Here is a 17,475-nt window from a genome sequence, read left to right as displayed (position 1 = left end):
TCGGGTGAAGGCTGGAGTCAGGAACCGGCTCGGGGAGCACTCGGGAGCCCGGCGGACCGGAGCCCGGCGGACCGGACACGGGTGGCGCCGGTACCCCGTGCGGACGGCCCGGCACGCTCCACGGCGGGAACGGGCCCGGCCCCACCCTCTGGAGGTACCCGTGAACAGCGCCGACGGTTGGGGAGACGACGTCTACCAGCCCGACGCGTCCGAGATCCAGGACGACGCCGGACTGCTCGACGCCGAGGACACCCTGGAGAACGACGGCGTCGCCGACCCCCTCGACCGGGGCTGGTCCCCTCCGGAACGGCCCTGGGCCGTGGAGCACTACGGCGTGACGGCGGCCGAGCGCCACGAGGGCGAGAGCCTGGACCAGCGGCTCGCCGAGGAGCTGCCGGATCCCCCCGCCTCCGACGGCGACGGTCTCGGCGATTCCTCCGGCACGGACGGGGAACTCCTGGACAACGAGGTCGGCGCGGCACGCTCCGGCCGGCTCGTGGCCCCGGACGAAGGGGCGCACGAGGACGAGGAGGAGGCGCTGGTCGCCATGGACGTCGGCATCGACGGCGGGGCCGCCTCCGCCGAGGAGGCCGCCATGCACGTCGTCGACGAGGACACCCTGCCCGGCTGAACCCGCCGCTCCCCCGCCGCGGGGCCCGCCCGAGCCGCCCGAGGAGCATTCATGCAGCAGGACAAGCACCCCGACTACCACCCCGTCGTCTTCCGAGACCGGGCCGCCGGCTACGCCTTCCTCACCCGGTCCACCGCGACCAGCGACCAGACCATCGAGTGGGACGACGGCGAGTCCTACCCGGTGGTGGACGTGGAGATCTCCTCGGAGAGCCACCCGTTCTACACGGGCAAGGCCCGCACCGTGGACACCGAGGGCCGCGTGGCGCGCTTCGAGCGCCGGTACGGCGGTGAGGGTTCCGGCTGAGCCGTGGGGCCACGCGTCCCTCAGATCACGTTGAGCGCCGCCGCGCCGCCCACCCCGCCCAGCAGCATGAACACGGGCATCAGCACCTTCAGTTCCACCCAGCTGCCGGCCCGGAACCGCATGGCCTTCGGCGGGCCGACCGGGTACCAGCGCTTGCGGCCCACCGGTATCGGCCACAGGATCGGACAGCCCGACACGGTCAGCGCGTCCCCGATGTCGTGCACCAGGGCGCCCAGCACGATCGGCAGCCCGAGCCACAGGTACTCCTGTCCCGGCTCGGTGAACAGCCAGTCGGAGCCGTTGCCCGGCTGGTCCAGCACGCCCGCGAGGATCCACGCGCTGGTCGCCGCCAGCAGCCACACCAGGACGTCGCTGCTGGAGCCGCGGGTCGCCCGCCACAGCAGGCCCTCGATGGCCAGCACCATGTGCACGAACAGGAGCGCCAGGACCGCCCAGCGTCCGCCGGTGACCGCCAGGGCCGCGGAGCCGGCTCCGATCAGGACCGCCCACAGCCAGGTGTGCGTCAGTGTGCGGTGCCCGCCGGAGCGGCGCGGGTCGCCCTGCTTCCTGGTGGCCTTGTAGACGGCGTAGGAGAGCTTGTCGACGATCTCGCACAGCCAGCGCGACAGGGGGCCGAAGGCCCGCGAGATGGTGGCGGCCTTGTGGTCCAGGTCCGGGGCCAGGGCGGCGCCGGCGCAGATCAGGGCTCCGGCCAGGAGGACCGGCCAGGGCATCGGGTGTCCGGCCGCGGCCGTCGCCGCTCCGACTCCGAGCCAGGCCGCGGCGCCCGACAGTGAGTGTGCTGGTCCCATCATCGCCGTTGCCCGCCCCATTCCTCGTTCGCCGCTGTCCAGTTGACCGTGCGCGTTGACGCCCCGCCGGCGACACAGCGTAGCGTTCGCGATCTTCACGGCCGTAGCCGATTCCCGCATCGGGTCGGCATGCAGGCAAGATGGGGGCGTGACCCTCATCGATCAGCTGCCGCCGACCGCCGACCCCGACGCCCTGTACGAAGCCTTCGAGTCGTGGGCCCAGGAACGCGGTCTCACCCTCTATCCGCATCAGGAGGAGGCGCTGATCGAGGTGGTTTCCGGAGCGAACGTGATCGTGTCGACGCCCACGGGCTCCGGCAAGAGCATGATCGCGGCGGGCGCGCACTTCGCCGCCCTGGCGCGCGACGAGGTCACCTTCTACACGGCGCCGATCAAGGCTCTGGTGTCGGAGAAGTTCTTCGAACTGTGCAAGATCTTCGGCACGGAGAACGTGGGCATGCTCACCGGTGATGCGTCCGTCAACGCGGACGCCCCGGTCATCTGCTGCACCGCGGAGGTCCTGGCGTCGATCGCGCTGCGCGACGGCAGGAACGCCGACGTGGGGCAGGTCGTGATGGACGAGTTCCACTTCTACGCCGAGGGCGACCGCGGCTGGGCCTGGCAGATCCCGATCCTGGAGCTGCCGCAGGCGCAGTTCGTGCTGATGTCGGCGACGCTCGGCGACGTCTCCTTCTTCGAGAAGGACCTCACCCGCCGCACCGGCCGCCCAACGGCGGTGGTCCGCTCGGCGACCCGCCCGGTGCCGCTGTCCTACGAGTACCGCTACACGCCGCTCACGGAGACGCTGACCGACCTGCTGCAGGCCCGGCAGGCGCCCGTCTACATCGTGCACTTCACGCAGGCGCAGGCCGTGGAGCGGGCGCAGGCGCTGATGAGCATCAACATGTGCTCGAAGGAGGAGAAGGAGCAGATCGCCGACCTGATCGGCAACTTCCGCTTCACCACCAAGTTCGGCCGCAACCTCTCCCGCTACGTCCGGCACGGCATCGGCGTCCACCACGCCGGCATGCTGCCCAAGTACCGGCGGCTGGTGGAGAAGCTCGCGCAGGCGGGTCTGCTGAAGGTCATCTGCGGCACGGACACCCTCGGCGTGGGGGTCAACGTGCCGATCCGCACGGTGCTGTTCACGGCGCTGACCAAGTACGACGGCAGCCGTGTGCGCACGCTGCGGGCGCGTGAGTTCCACCAGATCGCGGGCCGCGCCGGACGCGCCGGCTTCGACACCGAGGGTTTCGTGGTGGCCCAGGCCCCCGAGCACGTCATCGAGAACGAGAAGGCCCTGGCGAAGGCCGGTGACGACCCGAAGAAGCGCCGCAAGGTCGTGCGGAAGAAGGCGCCGGAGGGTTTCGTCGGCTGGACCGAGCAGACCTTCGAGAAGCTGATCGCCTCCGAGCCGGAGCCGTTGACCTCGCGCTTCCGGGTCACCCACACGATGCTGCTGTCGGTGATCGCCCGGCCGGGCAACGCCTTCGAGGCGATGCGGCGGCTGCTGGAGGACAACCACGAGCCGCGCAAGCAGCAGTTGCGGCACATCAGGCGGGCGATCGCCATCCACCGTTCGCTGCTGGACGGCGGCATCGTCGAGAAGCTGGACCGGCCGGACGCCGAGGGCCGCATCGTCCGCCTCACCGTGGACCTCCAGCAGGACTTCGCGCTGAACCAGCCGCTGTCCACGTTCGCGCTGGCCGCGTTCGAGCTGCTGGATCCCGAGTCGCCGTCGTACGCGCTGGACATGGTGTCGGTGGTGGAGTCCACTCTGGACGATCCGCGTCAGATCCTCGCCGCGCAGCAGAACAAGGCGCGGGGCGAGGCGGTCGCGGCGATGAAGGCCGACGGGGTGGAGTACGAGGAGCGCATGGAGCGCCTCCAGGACATCACCTACCCGAAGCCGCTGGAGGAGCTGCTCTTCCACGCGTACAACACCTACCGCAAGAGCCACCCGTGGGTCGGCGACCATCCGCTGTCGCCGAAGTCCGTGGTCCGGGACATGTACGAGCGGGCGATGTCCTTCACGGAGTTGGTGTCCCACTACGAACTGGCCCGCACCGAGGGCATCGTGCTGCGGTACCTCGCCTCCGCCTACAAGGCGCTGGAGCACACCGTCCCGGACGACCTCAAGTCGGAGGACCTGGAGGACCTGATCGCCTGGCTGGGCGAGATGGTGCGCCAGGTCGACTCCAGCCTGCTCGACGAGTGGGAGCAGCTCGCCAACCCGGAGGAGATGACCGCCGAGGAGGCTCAGGAGAAGGCCGACCAGGTCAAACCGGTCACCGCCAACGCCCGTGCCTTCCGCGTGCTGGTCCGCAACGCCATGTTCCGCCGGGTCGAGCTCGCCGCCCTCGACCAGGTGGAGGAACTGGGCGAACTGGACGCCGAGTCGGGCTGGGACGCCGACGCCTGGGGCGAGGCGATGGACAGGTACTGGGACGAGTACGAGGAGCTCGGCACCGGTCCCGACGCCCGCGGACCGAAGCTGCTGCTGATCGAGGAGCAGCCGGAGAACGGTCTGTGGCGGGTGCGGCAGATCTTCGACGACCCGAACGGCGACCACGACTGGGGCATCAGTGCCGAGGTCGACCTGACCGCCTCCGACGCGGAGGGCCGTGCGGTCGTCCGCGTCACCGATGTCGGCCAGTTGTGAGCACAGGAGAATCCCACCCATGACGAATCCGGCCGAGCGCCTCGTCGATCTGCTCGACCTGGAGCAGATCGAGGTCAACATCTTCCGTGGCCGCAGCCCGCAGGAGTCCCTCCAGCGGGTCTTCGGCGGCCAGGTGGCCGGCCAGGCCCTGGTCGCCGCCGGCCGCACCACCGAGGGCGACCGTCCCGTGCACTCGCTGCACGCGTACTTCCTGCGCCCGGGCAGGCCCGGGGTGCCGATCGTGTACCAGGTGGAACGAGTGCGGGACGGCCGGTCGTTCACGACCCGCCGGGTCACCGCGGTGCAGCAGGGCCGCACGATCTTCAATCTCACCGCCTCCTTCCACAAGCCTGAACAGGGGAGTTTCGAGCATCAGCTGCCGCCGGCCCGCGAGGTGCCGGACCCGGAGTCGCTGCCCACGGTCGCGGACGAGATTCGCGAGCATCTGGGCGCGCTGCCGGAACAGTTGGAGCGGATGGCGCGACGCCAGCCCTTCGACATCCGCTACGTCGACCGGCTGCGCTGGAACCCGGACGAGGTGAAGGGCGCCGAGCCGCGCAGCGCGGTGTGGATGCGCGCCGTCGGCCCGCTGGGTGACGATCCGCTCGTCCACACCTGCGCCCTGACCTACGCCAGTGACATGACCCTCCTGGACGCCGTGCGGATCCCGGTGGAGCCGCTGTGGGGGCCGCGTGGTTTCGACATGGCGTCGCTGGACCACGCCATGTGGTTCCACCGTCCGTTCCGGGCGGACGAGTGGTTCCTGTACGACCAGGAGTCGCCGATCGCGACGGGTGGCCGGGGTCTGGCGCGCGGGCGGATCTACGACCGGGAGGGCCGGATGCTGGTGTCCGTCGTCCAGGAGGGGTTGTTCCGGGCGCTGTAGGTCACCGGGCACCTCGGGTCACCCGGATCGGTCGATCACCGGGTGCGGTGGACCACCGGAAGTCCAAGCCTGTGGAGCCGACGTGCCTCGTGGGTGGCTGTGGTCCGTGGGCACCGGGCGCCGCGGGGTCACTGTGTGCAGCGGGTCACCGGGTGCAGCGGCGCCATCTGCCGAGCAGGCCGCGGGATGCGGGACGGGCCGGTCCGGTGTCCCGGGGTGTCCGGTGCGCGGGTCCGGGGCGGTGGCGGGCGGGACGGGGCGCGGGCCGGTGGTTCCGTGCCCGGGCCGTGAGCCGGGTCAGCTCGGACTGCAGCCAGGCGATCTCGTCGGCGTCCTGTGCGGTCATCAGCTCCTCGGTGATGCGGGCGGCCGGCGATCCGGGGTCCGCGTGGCCGGGTGACGGCGGGCGGAACCGGTTCAGGTGGGACCGCTCGTAGGGGTCCTTGACGGCCTGTGCCACATGGAGCGGATCGAGCAGTGAGGCGACGGCGCCGGCGCGCGCCCAGGGGTCGTCGGCCAGGCGGAGCAGGAAGCCCAGCCGACGGCCGCGCCAGTTGCGGGGGCGCAGGTCCACGCCCGCGTCGAGCTGGCTCCTGAGTCCTTCGGGTGTGCGTCCCGTCAGCAGCGGCGCGTTCCGGTCGTCGGCCGCGAACCGCTCCAGTTCCTCGGCCGGATAGAGCCAGACCACGGCGCGGTGGCGGTTCAGGTGGAACGTCACCGGCACCAGCACCCCCAGCCTCGCCAGGCGGGTGAAACGGGCACCGGTCACCTGCATGAGGGCAGCGCCTTCCGCGGTGCCCACGGCCTTGACGCTCCGGCGCAGCGCCTCGGGAAATCCCGGCCCGGCACGCAACCGCTCGATCTCCGCCCGGGCAACCCGTCGGCGTCCGCCGTCGCCGGGAGACGTACGGATGCGGCCCAACTGCACGGCGAGATCGAACTCGCTCGGCTTCAGGCCCAGTTCGCGTGCCGCGCGGCCCGCCGGGACCGTGGTGTCCCGCTCCCCCGCGACGCTCCCGCCGTCGGCCGTGACGGTGGTGTCGTACGTCATGGTGTGCTGTCCGGACATGGGTGCTCCCCCGTGGAGTGTGGACGGCCGGCGCCGGGTGCGCCTGCCGGAAAAAACCGTAGCCGCTCCGTCACACTCCGCGTCGACCCTGTGGACAACCGCGCAGGGCCGGACGAACACGCAGGTCAGGCGTCTGTTCCGGGTTTCGGTCTGCGGGCGTCGACGTCCAGGTGCTCACCGACCCGGTTGACCAGGAGCGTCATCTCGTAGGCGATCTGGCCGATGTCGGCCTCCGCGCCGCTGAGCACGCACAGGCAGCTGCCGGTGCCGGCCGCGGTGACGAACAGCACCGCGTCGTCGAACTCGATCATCGTCTGGCGCACCCCGCCCGCCCCGAAGTGCCGCCCCGAGCCCTTGGCGAGGCTGTGCAGTCCGGACGACACGGCGGCGAGGTGGTCGGCGTCCTCACGGCGCAGGCCGGTGCTCGCGCCCGTCACCAGACCGTCGTTGGACAGGACCAGTGCGTGCCGTACGTGTTCGACGCGTTGTGTCAGGTCGTCCAGCAGCCAGTCGAGTCCCTGGTTCTGCCCCATGTGACGTGTCTCCCCCTGATCTTCCCCGTGTGGTGCCCCGTGTCGTGCCCTTCTGGCGGAAGGGCCCCCGCGCCAGCCTTCACCACGACCGGGCGCCGGGCAAGGAGGTCGGAGGCCAAGCGGCGAAAGATGACCGAGGAAGGTCCGAGGAGGAACGGTGCGGACGTCGTCACGAGGGCATCACCCGCCCCGGTGGGGGATCATGCGGAGCATGAGCGATGACCACACACGCGTCCAGGAGTTCTTCGCCGCGCGTGCCGCCGACTGGGACAGCCGCTTCCCCGACGACGGCCCGGCCTACGCGGCGGCGGTCGCCGCACTCGGGCTGCGCGAGGGTGACCGGGTGCTCGACGCCGGATGCGGAACCGCGCGGGCACTGCCTCCGCTGCGTGCGGCCGTGGGGCCCTCGGGCACGGTGCTCGGCGCGGATCTGACGCCTGCCATGCTGCACGCGGCGGTACGGGCCGGCCGGGACCGCGACGGGACACTGCTGCTGGCCGATGCCGCCGCGCTGCCGCTGCGCACGGCCTGTCTGGACGCCGTGTTCGCGGCGGGTCTGATCGCGCACCTGCCCGATCCGGAGGAGAACCTGCGGGAGATCGCGCGGGTGGTGCGGCCCGGTGGTTCGCTCGCGTTGTTCCATCCGGTCGGCCGGGCGGCGCTGGCCGCACGGCAGGGCCGCACGATCACGCCGGACGATCTGCGCGCGGAGCCCAACCTCCGTGCGCTGTTGGCCCGTTCCGGGTGGCGCATGACGTCGTACGTCGACGAGGACGCCCGGTTCCTGGCCCTGGCGGTGCACGAGGACTGAGCCCGCTCCGCCGCACCCGGCGGCCGCGCGGCAGGGGCCGCCCGGCCGGCTCGGGGCCCGTGGGGCGCCTTGCCTTCAGTCCGTGGGCCGCACGGGGCAGCCGCGCAGGCCCGGGACCGGGTGGGTGCCGAGGTCCTGGAGCCGGTATCCGTTCGGGTAGCTCTTGATCTCCCGGTTCTGCCGGGCGAAGTGCGGGGCGCGGCGGGGCGGCAGTAGGCGTACGGCACGCCCCCGCAGGCGCACGCCACGGTGTACCCAGGCGCGTGTGGCGGCGCCGGGCGGGGCGTAGCGGAAGGCGCGCAGCAGCGGTTCGTCGAGCAGGGCGAGCGTGGCGGTGCGCAGCAGGGGGGCGAGCGGGCGCGGATACCAGGAGGCCATGAGGTCGAGGGTGGCGTCCGAGACGCGCCGCGCGTCCTCGTCCCAGGCGAAGTGGGCCTCTTCGTAGGCGTCCAGGCAGGCTTCGAACTCCTCGTAGGAGCCCGGGATGTCCTTGATGCCCATGTGCCGTCCGAGGGTCCGGTAGTGCACGGCACTGGCGACGATCTCGTGCCGCGACAGTCTGCGCCACCCGTAGGCGTCGATCCACCGCCGCGGCATCACCACGAAGGTGCACAGGACGTACCGCATGTCGTCGTCGGGGATGTCGTAGGCGTGGTGCATCCGGTTGACGCGGCGGATCGCGGTCCTGCCCCGGTCACTGCCGAATCCGTGCTCGACGACGGCGTCCAGGAGGAGTGAGGTGTCGTCGTAGCGCTTCTGGGAGCGGTCCGTGAGCTCGGCGGTCTCGGCGAGCAGCCGCCCGATGCGGGGAACGGCGTAGGTGCGGTAGAGAGCCAGTTCGAGGGAGCGGGTGAAGTCCCAGGGGAACTCGTAGGCCGAGCTGAGCCGGTAGATCTCCGTGGCCTGCCGGTAGGGGTCCATGCGCCGGATCCGTTCCAGCCGTTCGTAGCGCCGCATGAGCCGCCCCCTTCTGTCGCCGACGCCGCAACTCTACGTTGGGCAGTGGGAGATGAACGGTCGGTGAGGACAACACGCCAGGGGCAGGTGGACCGCATGTGGACGAGCGTTCGCGGGATCGGCAGCAGGATGGCCGACGGGCTGCGCGCCGGACGGGCCGGGCGGAAGGAGCGGGAGCCCGAACGGCCGAGGGAGCGTCCGCACAATCTCTTCGAGGCCGCGGCGGTCTATGTCTCGGCCTGTGCGGAGGACGACCGGGAACGGATGGACGAGGCGGCCGGCTGGGTGTCGCCGGAGGCGTTGTCGTTCGGGGTGAACGAACTGGCGTGCCGGGCGGTGGTCGCGCTGGCCCGGGAGCGCGACGAGTCGCCGGGGAAGGTCGCGCGGGCGCTGCTGGGACTGCCGGCCGCCTGAACCGCCGACCGGGTGGCCGTTTCGCCCCGTCGGGCCGGAAACCTGCAGCTTGGGGGCGGGTCCGGGGTCGTGACAAGCGGCTCGGCGTCGGCATAGGGTGCGCGCCGATGGACGAACCGATGGGGAGGCTGGGATGGCCGGGACGGACGAGGAAGCCGTCGCCGCCGCGGACGACGCGCTCTATGTGCTGACGGCGACGCTGCTGACGCCGGCACAGTTCCCGAGCGTGCTGGGCGACGACTATCCGGAGGCCTGCGCGGCGCTCGGTCTTCCGCCGGTCGCCGACGGGTACGGCCTGGTGCTCGGCCAGGACGGCGAGGGCGCCCGGTGGACCGTCGTCGTGGACGACGTCTCGCTGGTCGCCGTCGCGATCGCGTCCTGGGACTGCGGCATGGAGCACGATCTGTCGCCGGACGAGCGGACGGTCGTCGCGGCGCTGCCCGGCTGGCCGCTCGCGGTGGCCGTCGCCGCGCCGAACGTTCCCGCGCCGCACGATCCCGGCCCCGAAGCCGCCGACGGACCTCCGCTGGCACCGCCGGACACCGATGGCTGGGGGCCGGCCCAGCGCCGTCTGGGCGCCGACGAGATCGCACTCCAGTGGGCAGTCTGGCGGGAGCAGATCGACGACAGCGCGTTCCGGACGCCGGAGGGCCCCGCGGAGGCGGCGGAAGGGGCCGGCGGCGGCGCGCCGGAGGACGGCGCCGGACAGGCGGACGGGCCGTCGGGCGGCCCCAGCAAGATCCGGCGGGTGCTGGCGGAGGCCCGCGCCTACCTCGACTCGCCGCCCCCGCTCGGCCGGGTCCGCTCGTCCTTCGCGCCGGGCGGCGCGCGCACCCTGCGGGCCGACGGTCCGGGCTGGTCGCTGGTGGCCCGGACGGACGACATCGCGTTCGTCCTGCTCGACGACGAGCCCGGCGAAGTCCTGCCGGTGGGCCGGGGGCCCGAACTCCCGGGCCTGCTCGAGGCGCTCGACCAGATGGCCGTACGGCCGCTCTGAGCACGCGCCGCCTTCGGCGATGACAGCGGTAATGGGACTTAGCGTGTGCTGAGAGCCCACGTGCGGGTGCTGTTCCGTATGGCGCCAACCCATCGATGACGGCGGGGACAGGCCCCCACCATGGGGCAGTTCCGCGCTCGTTCCCGTTGCCCGTCATCCGCTGTCCGTCCTTCCGGAGGCCGTCATGCGCCCCTCCCGTGGCGTTCCCCTGCTCGTCGCCGTCCTCGCCGCGGCCGCCCTGTCCGCTCCGACTCCGGCCGGTGCGGCCGGGGACGGTCACTGCGCACGCCAGGACCGGGTGCGCGTGCCGGGCGCCGCACACCAGCGCAGTGCCTGTCTGCCCGACCTGACCACCACGGGCCTGGCCGGCACTCCCTACACCGACCCGACCGACCAGGCGGGACTGACCGCCGCGGACACCCGGTCGCCGTCGGGCGTGCCCGGCGTGCAGATCGACGGCTACTTCCCGGACTCCTCCCGCTTCAACACCACGCACGGCTGGCAGCACGACGCGCAGTTCGTCATCCGGCTGCCCGACCGCTGGAACGGCGGGCTGGTCGTCACCGGCGCGCCCGGCAACCGCAAGCAGTACGCGACCGACAAGGCGATCTCCGACCAGGTGCTGGCGCAGGGCTACGCCTATGCGGCGACCGACAAGGGCAACAACGGTGTCGACTTCTACCTCGACGGTGACCGGCCCGGTGACGCGGTCGCAGAGTGGCACACGCGAACCACACAGCTCACCCGCGCGGCACAGCGCGTGGTGGCGCAGCGCTACGGGCACGCCCCGCGCCGCACGTACATGACGGGTGTCTCCAACGGCGGTTACCTCACCCGCTGGCAGTTGGAGAACCATCCGGAGCTGTACGACGGCGGGGTGGACTGGGAGGGCACCCTGTGGGCCGCGGAGGGACGTCATCCGATGCTGTCGCTGCCGGTGGCGGTGGCCCGCATGTTCGGCGAGGCGACCGACGAGGACATGTACGCGGCGGGCTTCGCGCGCGGTTCCGAGTTCCTGTGGCCGTACCACGAGAAGGCCTACTGGGGGGTCACGCAGAAGATCTACCGTGCCGAGTTCGACCCGGCCTACGACCCCGGGTGCCCGGGCCCGTCCGCGGGCTCGACGACGGAGCAGATCCTGGCCCCGTGCCGCTCCGACGCCGCCTACGACTACGCCTCGCGTCCCGCATCCGTGCACCGGGCCGTGGAGCGGGTGGCGCTCACCGGGCGCATCGGGCGGCCGATGATCACCCTGCACGGCGATCTGGACGCGCTGCTGCCCAAGGCCGCCGACTCGGACGTGTACGACCGCATGATCGAGGCGAGCGGGCGCGGTCAGCTGCACCGCTACTACACGGTGCAGGGCGGCACGCACGTCGACGGACTGTACGACTCCTTTCCGGACCGGCTGCGGCCGATCCTGCCCTGTTACCGCTCGGCGTTCGACGCCCTGGTCGCATGGGTGGAGCGCGGAGTGGCCCCGCCGGCGGACCGCACGATCGGCAGGCCCGTCGGCGGCGACGTGGTCAACTCCTGCGCGCTGGACTCGGGTGAGGCGGTGACGCGGTAGCGCCTCAGCGGCCCAGCTCCTTGCGCTGGACGCGGCGCAGCCGGCGCCGCTGTGCGGGGTCGAGGGCGAGGTAGGCGGCGGCCGGGACTCCGAGGACTATCAGCAGCGCGGCCCACCAGGGCAGCCAGATGAGCAGGATGAGTCCGGCCGCCACGCCGCCCGCGGCGATCTTGGCGTTGTTCGACATGGGTGTCGCCTCCTTCGCGGCCACTGCCGCTCTCTGTCGTGGAAACGGGTCCGCGCCCGCGGCGGTTCCGGACCGCGACCCTGAGACGCCCCTGAGCCGAGCCCTTAGGGTCTGCCGGACCACCGAGGGGGCGCCTCCGCCCTGCCGTCTGCCGTCTGCCGTCTGCCGTCTGCCGTCTGCCGTCTGCCGTCTGCCGTCTGCCGCGAGGAGGATGCACCGCGCCACTCCCCATGGTGACCCGGATCACTTCCTCGGCGCACCCGCCGGAGCGGTTCATCCTGTACCCTCGGCGACTCCGACTCACTAGTCAAGTTTGAGGACTTGTCATCGCTGAGCAGACTCCTCCCCCGGCACCCTCCTCCGCGCCTCCGACACCGACCCGCTCTTCCGCACCACGCGCACCCCAGGCACCCTCCGTACCCTCCGTACCCTCCGCATCGGAACGTTCCTCCGCACAGCTCACGCGGCCCGCACAGCCCGCACAACTCACGCGGCCCGCGCAGCCCGCACCAGCCGGCCATCCCGCGCACGCCGTGCTGACCCGCTGTCCGGCCGTCTTCGTTCCCGGCGACCCCGCACGCACCGGCCGGGTCGCCTTCTGGCACCCCGACGGCTCCGCTCTCCCCGGCCCGGACACGGCACCGCCCGGCCGTCTGACCGTCGTCGTGCCCGGCGACGACGGGATCGAGGCCGTGCGCGTACCCGCCACCCTGCTGCCGCTGAGCGCCGCGCTCCCGCTCCTCGCGCGCGCCCGGACCGACGCCGACGGGCACCGCGCGGCGCGGTTCTGGGGCGCGGCGACCGTGCAGGCGCTGCACCTGGTCGCGCGCGGTCTGCTGCTGCCCGGTCTGTCCTCCGCCGACCACGACGCCTGGCGCGTCGGCCCGCTCGACGCGGAGGACACCGAGGCGGTCCGCCGGCTCGCCGCCGCCATGCCGCCGGAGGCACACGCCGTGCCGCTGGAGGGCACCGAGCCGCCGCGCCTGCCCGACCCCGAACGGCTGCTGCGGGCCTTCCTCGACGCGGTCGCCGACACGCTGCCCCGCTCCCCCGCCGCCACCCTCGTGACGGGCACCCCGGCCTACGCGGGAGCCGAACCGCGGCGACTGCCCGAACTACGGCCCTGGGCCGCCGACATCGCCGCGGGCCACGACGCGGGCGTACGGCTGTCCCTGCGGATCGAGGTGCGCGGACTGACGGACCCGGCGCACATCACGGACCCCACGCACGTGGCCGACGAGGCCGACACCGCACAGGAGGCGAACGAGGCGAGGAACGGGACGGCCGAGACGGCCGAGACCGCGGACGGCACGAACCAGACGGCCGAGACCGCGGACGGCACGGACGTGACGTTCCGTGCCGTGCTCCAGGTGCACGCCGTGAGCGACCCCGCGCTCGTCGCGGACGCCGCCGACGCGTGGGCCGGCACCCCGGACCCCGCCTTCGGCCCCCGCGCGCGGATGGACGCCCTGCTCGCCCTGCGCCGCGCGGCACGCGCCTGGGCGCCGCTCACGCCCCTGCTGTCGGCGACCGTGCCGGACGCGGTCGACCTCGCGCAGGACGACGTCGCCGAACTCCTCGGTGAGGGCGGCCGGGCCCTCGCCGGCGCGGGCGTCGACGTCCACTGGCCCAAGGAGCTGGTCCGCGGACTGACCACCCGCGCGGAGGTCGGTCCCGCCGCCGACGCGCCGGGGCCGCGCCGGGACGGCTTCGCGGACGGGCGGCCGTCGTTCCTGTCCGCCGACGCACTGCTCGCCTTCGACTGGTCGTTCGCCCTGGGCGAGCGGCGTCTGACGCGCGAGGAACTGGACCGGCTGGCCGAGGCGAACCGTCCCCTCGTGCGGCTGCGCGACCAGTGGGTGCTGGTCGATCCCCGGGAACTGGCCCGGGCCCGGGCGCGCCAGGACCGCAAGGTCACGCCCGTGGACGCCCTGGCCGCCGCCCTGACGGGCTCCGTGGAGGTCGACGGCGGCCGGTTCGAGGTCCGGCCCACCGGCTGGCTGGCGGCCCTGCGGGACCGGCTCGCCGACCCGGAGGGCCAGGAGCCGGTCGGGCAGCCGGCCGCCCTCGCCGCCACCCTGCGCGACTACCAGCGCCGCGGCCTGACCTGGCTGGCCCGCATGACGTCCCTCGGCCTCGGCTGCTGTCTGGCCGACGACATGGGCCTGGGCAAGACGATCACGCTGATCGCCCTGCATCTGCACCGGCAGACGGATCCGGCGTCGGCCGGCCCCACCCTGGTGGTCTGCCCGACCTCCCTGATGGGCAACTGGCAGCGGGAGATCGAACGGTTCGCGCCCGGCACCCCGGTGCGCCGCTTCCACGGCGGGCGGCGCACGCTGGACGACCTCGCCGACGGGGAGTTCGTGCTCACCACGTACGGCACCATGCGGCTGGACGCCTCCCGGCTCGCCGAGGTCCCCTGGGGCATGGTCGTCACGGACGAGGCCCAGCACGTGAAGAACCCCTACTCGTCGACGGCCCGGCAGCTGCGCACCATCGGCGCCCGCGCCCGCGTGGCGCTCACCGGCACACCGGTGGAGAACAACCTGTCCGAACTGTGGGCGATCCTCGACTGGACGACGCCCGGGCTGCTGGGCCGGCTCGGCACCTTCCGCAGGCGGTACGCGGACGCCGTCGAGGGCGGCCGGGACCCGGCCGCGGCGGACCGCCTGGCCCGGCTGGTACGGCCGTTCCTGCTGCGCCGCCGCAAGTCGGACCCGGGGATCGCGCCCGAGCTGCCGCCGAAGACGGAGACCGATCACGCCGTGTCGCTCACCGCGGAGCAGACGGCGCTGTACGAGGCGGTGGTGCGCGAGGCGCTGGCGGAGATCTCCGGCGCGGACAGCATGGCGCGGCGCGGGCTGATCGTGAAGCTGCTGACCGGCCTGAAGCAGATCTGCAACCACCCGGCGCAGTTCCTCAAGGAGGAGCGGCCGGTGGTGGCCGGTCGCTCCGGGAAGCTGGAGCTGCTGGACGAACTGCTCGACACGGTGCTCACCGAACGGGCCGGAGTCCTGGTCTTCACGCAGTACGTGCGGATGGCCCGGCTGCTGGAACGGCATCTGGCCGCGCGGGGCGTGCCGACGCAGTTCCTGCACGGCGGCACGCCGGTCGCGGAACGCGAGGCGATGGTGCGCCGCTTCCAGGACGGCGAGGTTCCGGTGTTCCTGCTGTCGCTGAAGGCGGCGGGCACCGGCCTGAACCTCACCCGCGCGGAGCACGTCGTGCACTACGACCGCTGGTGGAACCCCGCCGTCGAGGCACAGGCGACCGACCGTGCCCACCGCATCGGCCAGACCCGGCCGGTCCAGGTGCACCGCATCGTCGCCGAGGGGACCATCGAGGACCGCATCGCCGCACTGCTGGTCCGCAAGCGGGAGCTGGCCGACGCGGTGCTGGGCTCGGGCGAGGCCGCGCTCACCGAACTGACGGACGCGGAACTGGCCGACCTGGTCGAGCTGCGAGGGGGACTGCGATGAACCGGTACCACGGAGACAAGGCCGACACGGAGCGCATCTTCGCCGCGCTGCCGCCCGCACGGGGCCGCGGTTTCGCGCAGACCTGGTGGGGCCGGGCGTGGCTCACGACGCTGGAGGGCACGGCGCTGGACTCCGGGCAGCTCAAGGCGGGCCGCGGGCTCGCCCGCGCGGGAGCGGTCGGAGCGGTGTCCGTCCGGCCGGGGCGCATCACGGCGGTCGTGAAGGACCGGGACGGTACGGCGCACCGGGCGGACGTGCTGGTGCAGGAGCTGTCCGGACAGCAGTGGGACCGGTTCCTGGCGATGGCCGGTGAGCGGGCCGGTCACGTCGCGGCGCTGCTCGACCGCGAGATGCCGACGCATCTGGTCGAGGACGCGGAGCTGGCCGGCGTGGAACTGCTGCCTGGGCCGGGTGATCTGGAGCCGGAGTGCGACTGCGGGACGTGGGACCACTGCGCTCACACCGCGTCGCTCTGCTACCAGGTGGCCCGACTCCTTGACCAGGACCCGTTCGTGCTGCTGCTGATGCGGGGACGCAGCGAACAGGCCCTGCTGGACGCGCTCCACGGGCGCGGTGACGGGTCGGCCGGGCGGCCCGGCGCCCGGGTCCCGGAGGGTGTGGACGCGGCGGAGGCGTACGCGGCCGGGGACATCCTGCCGTCGCTGCCGGCCGCTCCCGCACTGCCTACGGAGCCGGCAATTCCGCCGTCATTGGACACGGAGACGGCACCGCCAGCCGGAATCGATCCGTCTGCGCTGGAGTTCCTGGCCGCCCGGACCGCCGCGCGAGCCTACGACCTGCTGGCGCAGGCACTGCGGCACGAGCACGAACGGCACCCCGTGGACCCCGCGCACCCCAGCACTCCCGTGGCGGCCGTGCACTCCCTCGGCCCCACTGCTCCCCTCGACCCGCTGCGCCCCGCTGCCCCCGTCCATCCCTTCGGCCCCGTCGATCCCTTTGGCCCGGTGGACATGACCGATCTCCCGGCCCCCGAGCCGTCGGTGGCGGTGGACGCGGTGCGCCTCGCCGCCGGCGCGCCAGGTCGGGCGGTGGCGGACCGGCTCGCCGAGGGGTCGGGGCGCGGCCGGGAAGGGCTGGCCGCGGCCGTACGGGCCTGGGAGGTGGGCGGTGCGGCGGCGCTGGCCGTGCTCGACGAGGAGTGGACGGTGCGGGGCGCGGACCTCGCACGCGCGCGTGCCGCCCTGGAGTCGGCCTGGGCGGAGGACGAGCGGCCGGCGCTGCGGGCCCGCGCCAACCGCTGGACGGTCGTCGACGCGCCGTTCCAGCTGCGGCTGGGCCGCGACGGACGCTGGTGGCCGTACCGCGAGGAACGCGGCCGCTGGCTCCCCGCCGGTGGCCCCGCCCAGGATCCGGCGACGGCCCTGGCCACGGCGGAGCGCGCCTGCGGAGAGTAGCCCCGGCCGCCCGGTGCGCCGGCACCGTGCCGGGTCAAGACAGGTCGACGTCCTCGAGCGAGGGCAGCAGCGATTCCAGGCCGCTGGGAAGGTGGCTGGGCAGCCCGCTCGGCAGGTCGGTCGGGAAACCCGACGGGAGTTCGGACGGGAGTTCCGTCGGGAAGCCGGACGGCAGTCGGCTCGGCAGCCCGCTGGGCAGCTCGGAGGGGATGCCCAGGGACGGATCGGGGGACACGCCCGTGCCGGTGGCCGTCTCGGTGGGCTCCTTGCCCGGGCCGTCGCCGTCGCGTGTGGCCCACAGCACCAGGAGGGAGACGGCGACGACGGCCGTGATCACGGCGAGCAGGACGAGCAGGAGCCGGCGCCCGCCCGGCCCGCGCCCCGGGGCGCCTCGGTCGTCGGGCGGGCCGGACGGTGGCGGCGGCGCGCCTCCCGAGGAGGGCGGCCCGGAGGGGCCGCCCGGGGGCGGGGTGTCGCCGGGCGGGCCGGCCGGTGGCTGCGGCGGTACGGGTGGCATGGCCATGGCTCCATGGTCGCCGCGAACCGGACCCGACGCGAGGACGCCGGGCGGAAGGTGATACGCAGTCAGGGCACGGAGACCGTGATCCCGACCACCCGCACCCGGACGTACGCCCCGGCGCGACGGCCGGCGCGAGCCCGGAGCGCATACGCCCGCACCGGCGCGTACGGCGAACTAACGCGCGCCGGTTCGCCGTAGGCGCGCCGAGAACAGGCGTTTCGCG

The 17,475-nt window shown here is 73.2% G+C and carries 16 protein-coding genes; 10 read left to right on the top strand and 6 right to left on the bottom strand.

All coding sequences use genetic code 11. From position 1 onward, the window contains the following. Positions 1-160 precede the first annotated feature (160 nt). Positions 161-631, top strand: coding sequence for a DUF5709 domain-containing protein (locus tag FGW31_RS30625; protein WP_142196793.1), 471 nt, complete (start codon positions 161-163; stop codon positions 629-631). A 51-nt stretch (positions 632-682) separates the two neighbouring features. Then, positions 683-937 carry a type B 50S ribosomal protein L31 gene (locus tag FGW31_RS30620; RefSeq protein ID WP_142196792.1) on the top strand — a complete coding sequence of 85 codons (255 nt, stop codon included), beginning with the start codon at positions 683-685 and terminating at the stop codon, positions 935-937. Between the two features lie 20 nt (positions 938-957). On the opposite strand, the gene FGW31_RS30615 is transcribed toward FGW31_RS30620, so the two are convergent. After that, positions 958-1,752, bottom strand: a complete 795-nt coding sequence (locus tag FGW31_RS30615) for a metal-dependent hydrolase (RefSeq protein WP_142196791.1) — start codon at positions 1,750-1,752, stop codon at positions 958-960. Between the two features lie 145 nt (positions 1,753-1,897). Between FGW31_RS30615 and FGW31_RS30610 the strand changes: the two genes are divergently transcribed. Both FGW31_RS30610 and FGW31_RS30605 read left to right on the top strand, forming a co-directional pair. Then, positions 1,898-4,411, top strand: coding sequence for a DEAD/DEAH box helicase (locus FGW31_RS30610; RefSeq protein WP_161175865.1), 2,514 nt, complete (start codon positions 1,898-1,900; stop codon positions 4,409-4,411). A 19-nt stretch (positions 4,412-4,430) separates the two neighbouring features. Next, complete coding sequence (locus tag FGW31_RS30605; protein WP_142196790.1) at positions 4,431-5,297, top strand: acyl-CoA thioesterase; 867 nt, start codon at positions 4,431-4,433, stop codon at positions 5,295-5,297. 145 nt (positions 5,298-5,442) lie between these two features. Here the strand turns inward: FGW31_RS30605 and FGW31_RS30600 are convergent, their stop codons facing one another. Then, positions 5,443-6,366, bottom strand: coding sequence for a DUF6397 family protein (locus FGW31_RS30600; protein WP_220450331.1), 924 nt, complete (start codon positions 6,364-6,366; stop codon positions 5,443-5,445). A gap of 125 nt (positions 6,367-6,491) precedes the next feature. Beyond that, positions 6,492-6,899 (bottom strand): roadblock/LC7 domain-containing protein, encoded by a 408-nt coding sequence (locus tag FGW31_RS30595; protein WP_142196789.1) that lies wholly within the window; start codon positions 6,897-6,899, stop codon positions 6,492-6,494. A gap of 211 nt (positions 6,900-7,110) precedes the next feature. Here FGW31_RS30595 and FGW31_RS30590 point away from each other — a divergent pair, with 211 nt between their 5' ends. Next, positions 7,111-7,710: a class I SAM-dependent methyltransferase gene (locus tag FGW31_RS30590; protein WP_142196788.1), complete on the top strand. Its 600-nt coding sequence runs from the start codon at positions 7,111-7,113 to the stop codon at positions 7,708-7,710. 75 nt (positions 7,711-7,785) lie between these two features. On the opposite strand, the gene FGW31_RS30585 is transcribed toward FGW31_RS30590, so the two are convergent. Then, positions 7,786-8,667 carry an oxygenase MpaB family protein gene (locus FGW31_RS30585; RefSeq protein ID WP_142196787.1) on the bottom strand — a complete coding sequence of 294 codons (882 nt, stop codon included), beginning with the start codon at positions 8,665-8,667 and terminating at the stop codon, positions 7,786-7,788. 96 nt (positions 8,668-8,763) lie between these two features. On the opposite strand from FGW31_RS30585, the gene FGW31_RS30580 reads away from it, so the two are divergent. The 3 genes from FGW31_RS30580 (at position 8,764) to FGW31_RS30570 (ending at position 11,648) form a co-directional block, all read left to right on the top strand. Further along, positions 8,764-9,081: a hypothetical protein gene (locus FGW31_RS30580; RefSeq protein WP_142196786.1), complete on the top strand. Its 318-nt coding sequence runs from the start codon at positions 8,764-8,766 to the stop codon at positions 9,079-9,081. A gap of 133 nt (positions 9,082-9,214) precedes the next feature. Next, positions 9,215-10,078, top strand: coding sequence for a hypothetical protein (locus tag FGW31_RS30575; protein ID WP_142196785.1), 864 nt, complete (start codon positions 9,215-9,217; stop codon positions 10,076-10,078). 184 nt (positions 10,079-10,262) lie between these two features. After that, on the top strand, positions 10,263-11,648 hold the full coding sequence (locus FGW31_RS30570; protein WP_142196784.1) for a tannase/feruloyl esterase family alpha/beta hydrolase: 1,386 nt from the start codon (positions 10,263-10,265) through the stop codon (positions 11,646-11,648). Positions 11,649-11,652: 4 nt separating this feature from the next. On the opposite strand, the gene FGW31_RS30565 is transcribed toward FGW31_RS30570, so the two are convergent. After that, entirely contained in the window at positions 11,653-11,835 is a 183-nt protein-coding gene (locus FGW31_RS30565) for a hypothetical protein (protein ID WP_142196783.1), read from the bottom strand. A 536-nt stretch (positions 11,836-12,371) separates the two neighbouring features. On the opposite strand from FGW31_RS30565, the gene FGW31_RS30560 reads away from it, so the two are divergent. Continuing rightward, complete coding sequence (locus tag FGW31_RS30560) at positions 12,372-15,317, top strand: DEAD/DEAH box helicase (RefSeq protein ID WP_142197288.1); 2,946 nt, start codon at positions 12,372-12,374, stop codon at positions 15,315-15,317. Further along, the gene (locus FGW31_RS30555; RefSeq protein WP_142196782.1) at positions 15,314-16,732 is read left to right on the top strand and encodes an SWIM zinc finger family protein; all 1,419 of its coding nucleotides are present in this window, start codon (positions 15,314-15,316) and stop codon (positions 16,730-16,732) included. The genes FGW31_RS30560 and FGW31_RS30555 overlap by 4 nt, the downstream gene beginning before the upstream one ends. 34 nt (positions 16,733-16,766) lie before the next feature. On the opposite strand, the gene FGW31_RS30550 is transcribed toward FGW31_RS30555, so the two are convergent. Then, the gene (locus FGW31_RS30550) at positions 16,767-17,255 is read right to left on the bottom strand and encodes a hypothetical protein (RefSeq protein WP_142196781.1); all 489 of its coding nucleotides are present in this window, start codon (positions 17,253-17,255) and stop codon (positions 16,767-16,769) included. Positions 17,256-17,475 lie beyond the last annotated feature (220 nt).

The sequence above is a fragment of the Streptomyces calvus genome (assembly GCF_006782915.1).
In the GTDB taxonomy this organism is placed as follows: domain Bacteria; phylum Actinomycetota; class Actinomycetes; order Streptomycetales; family Streptomycetaceae; genus Streptomyces; species Streptomyces calvus.
This window is presented reverse-complemented; position numbering and strand designations above follow the sequence as displayed.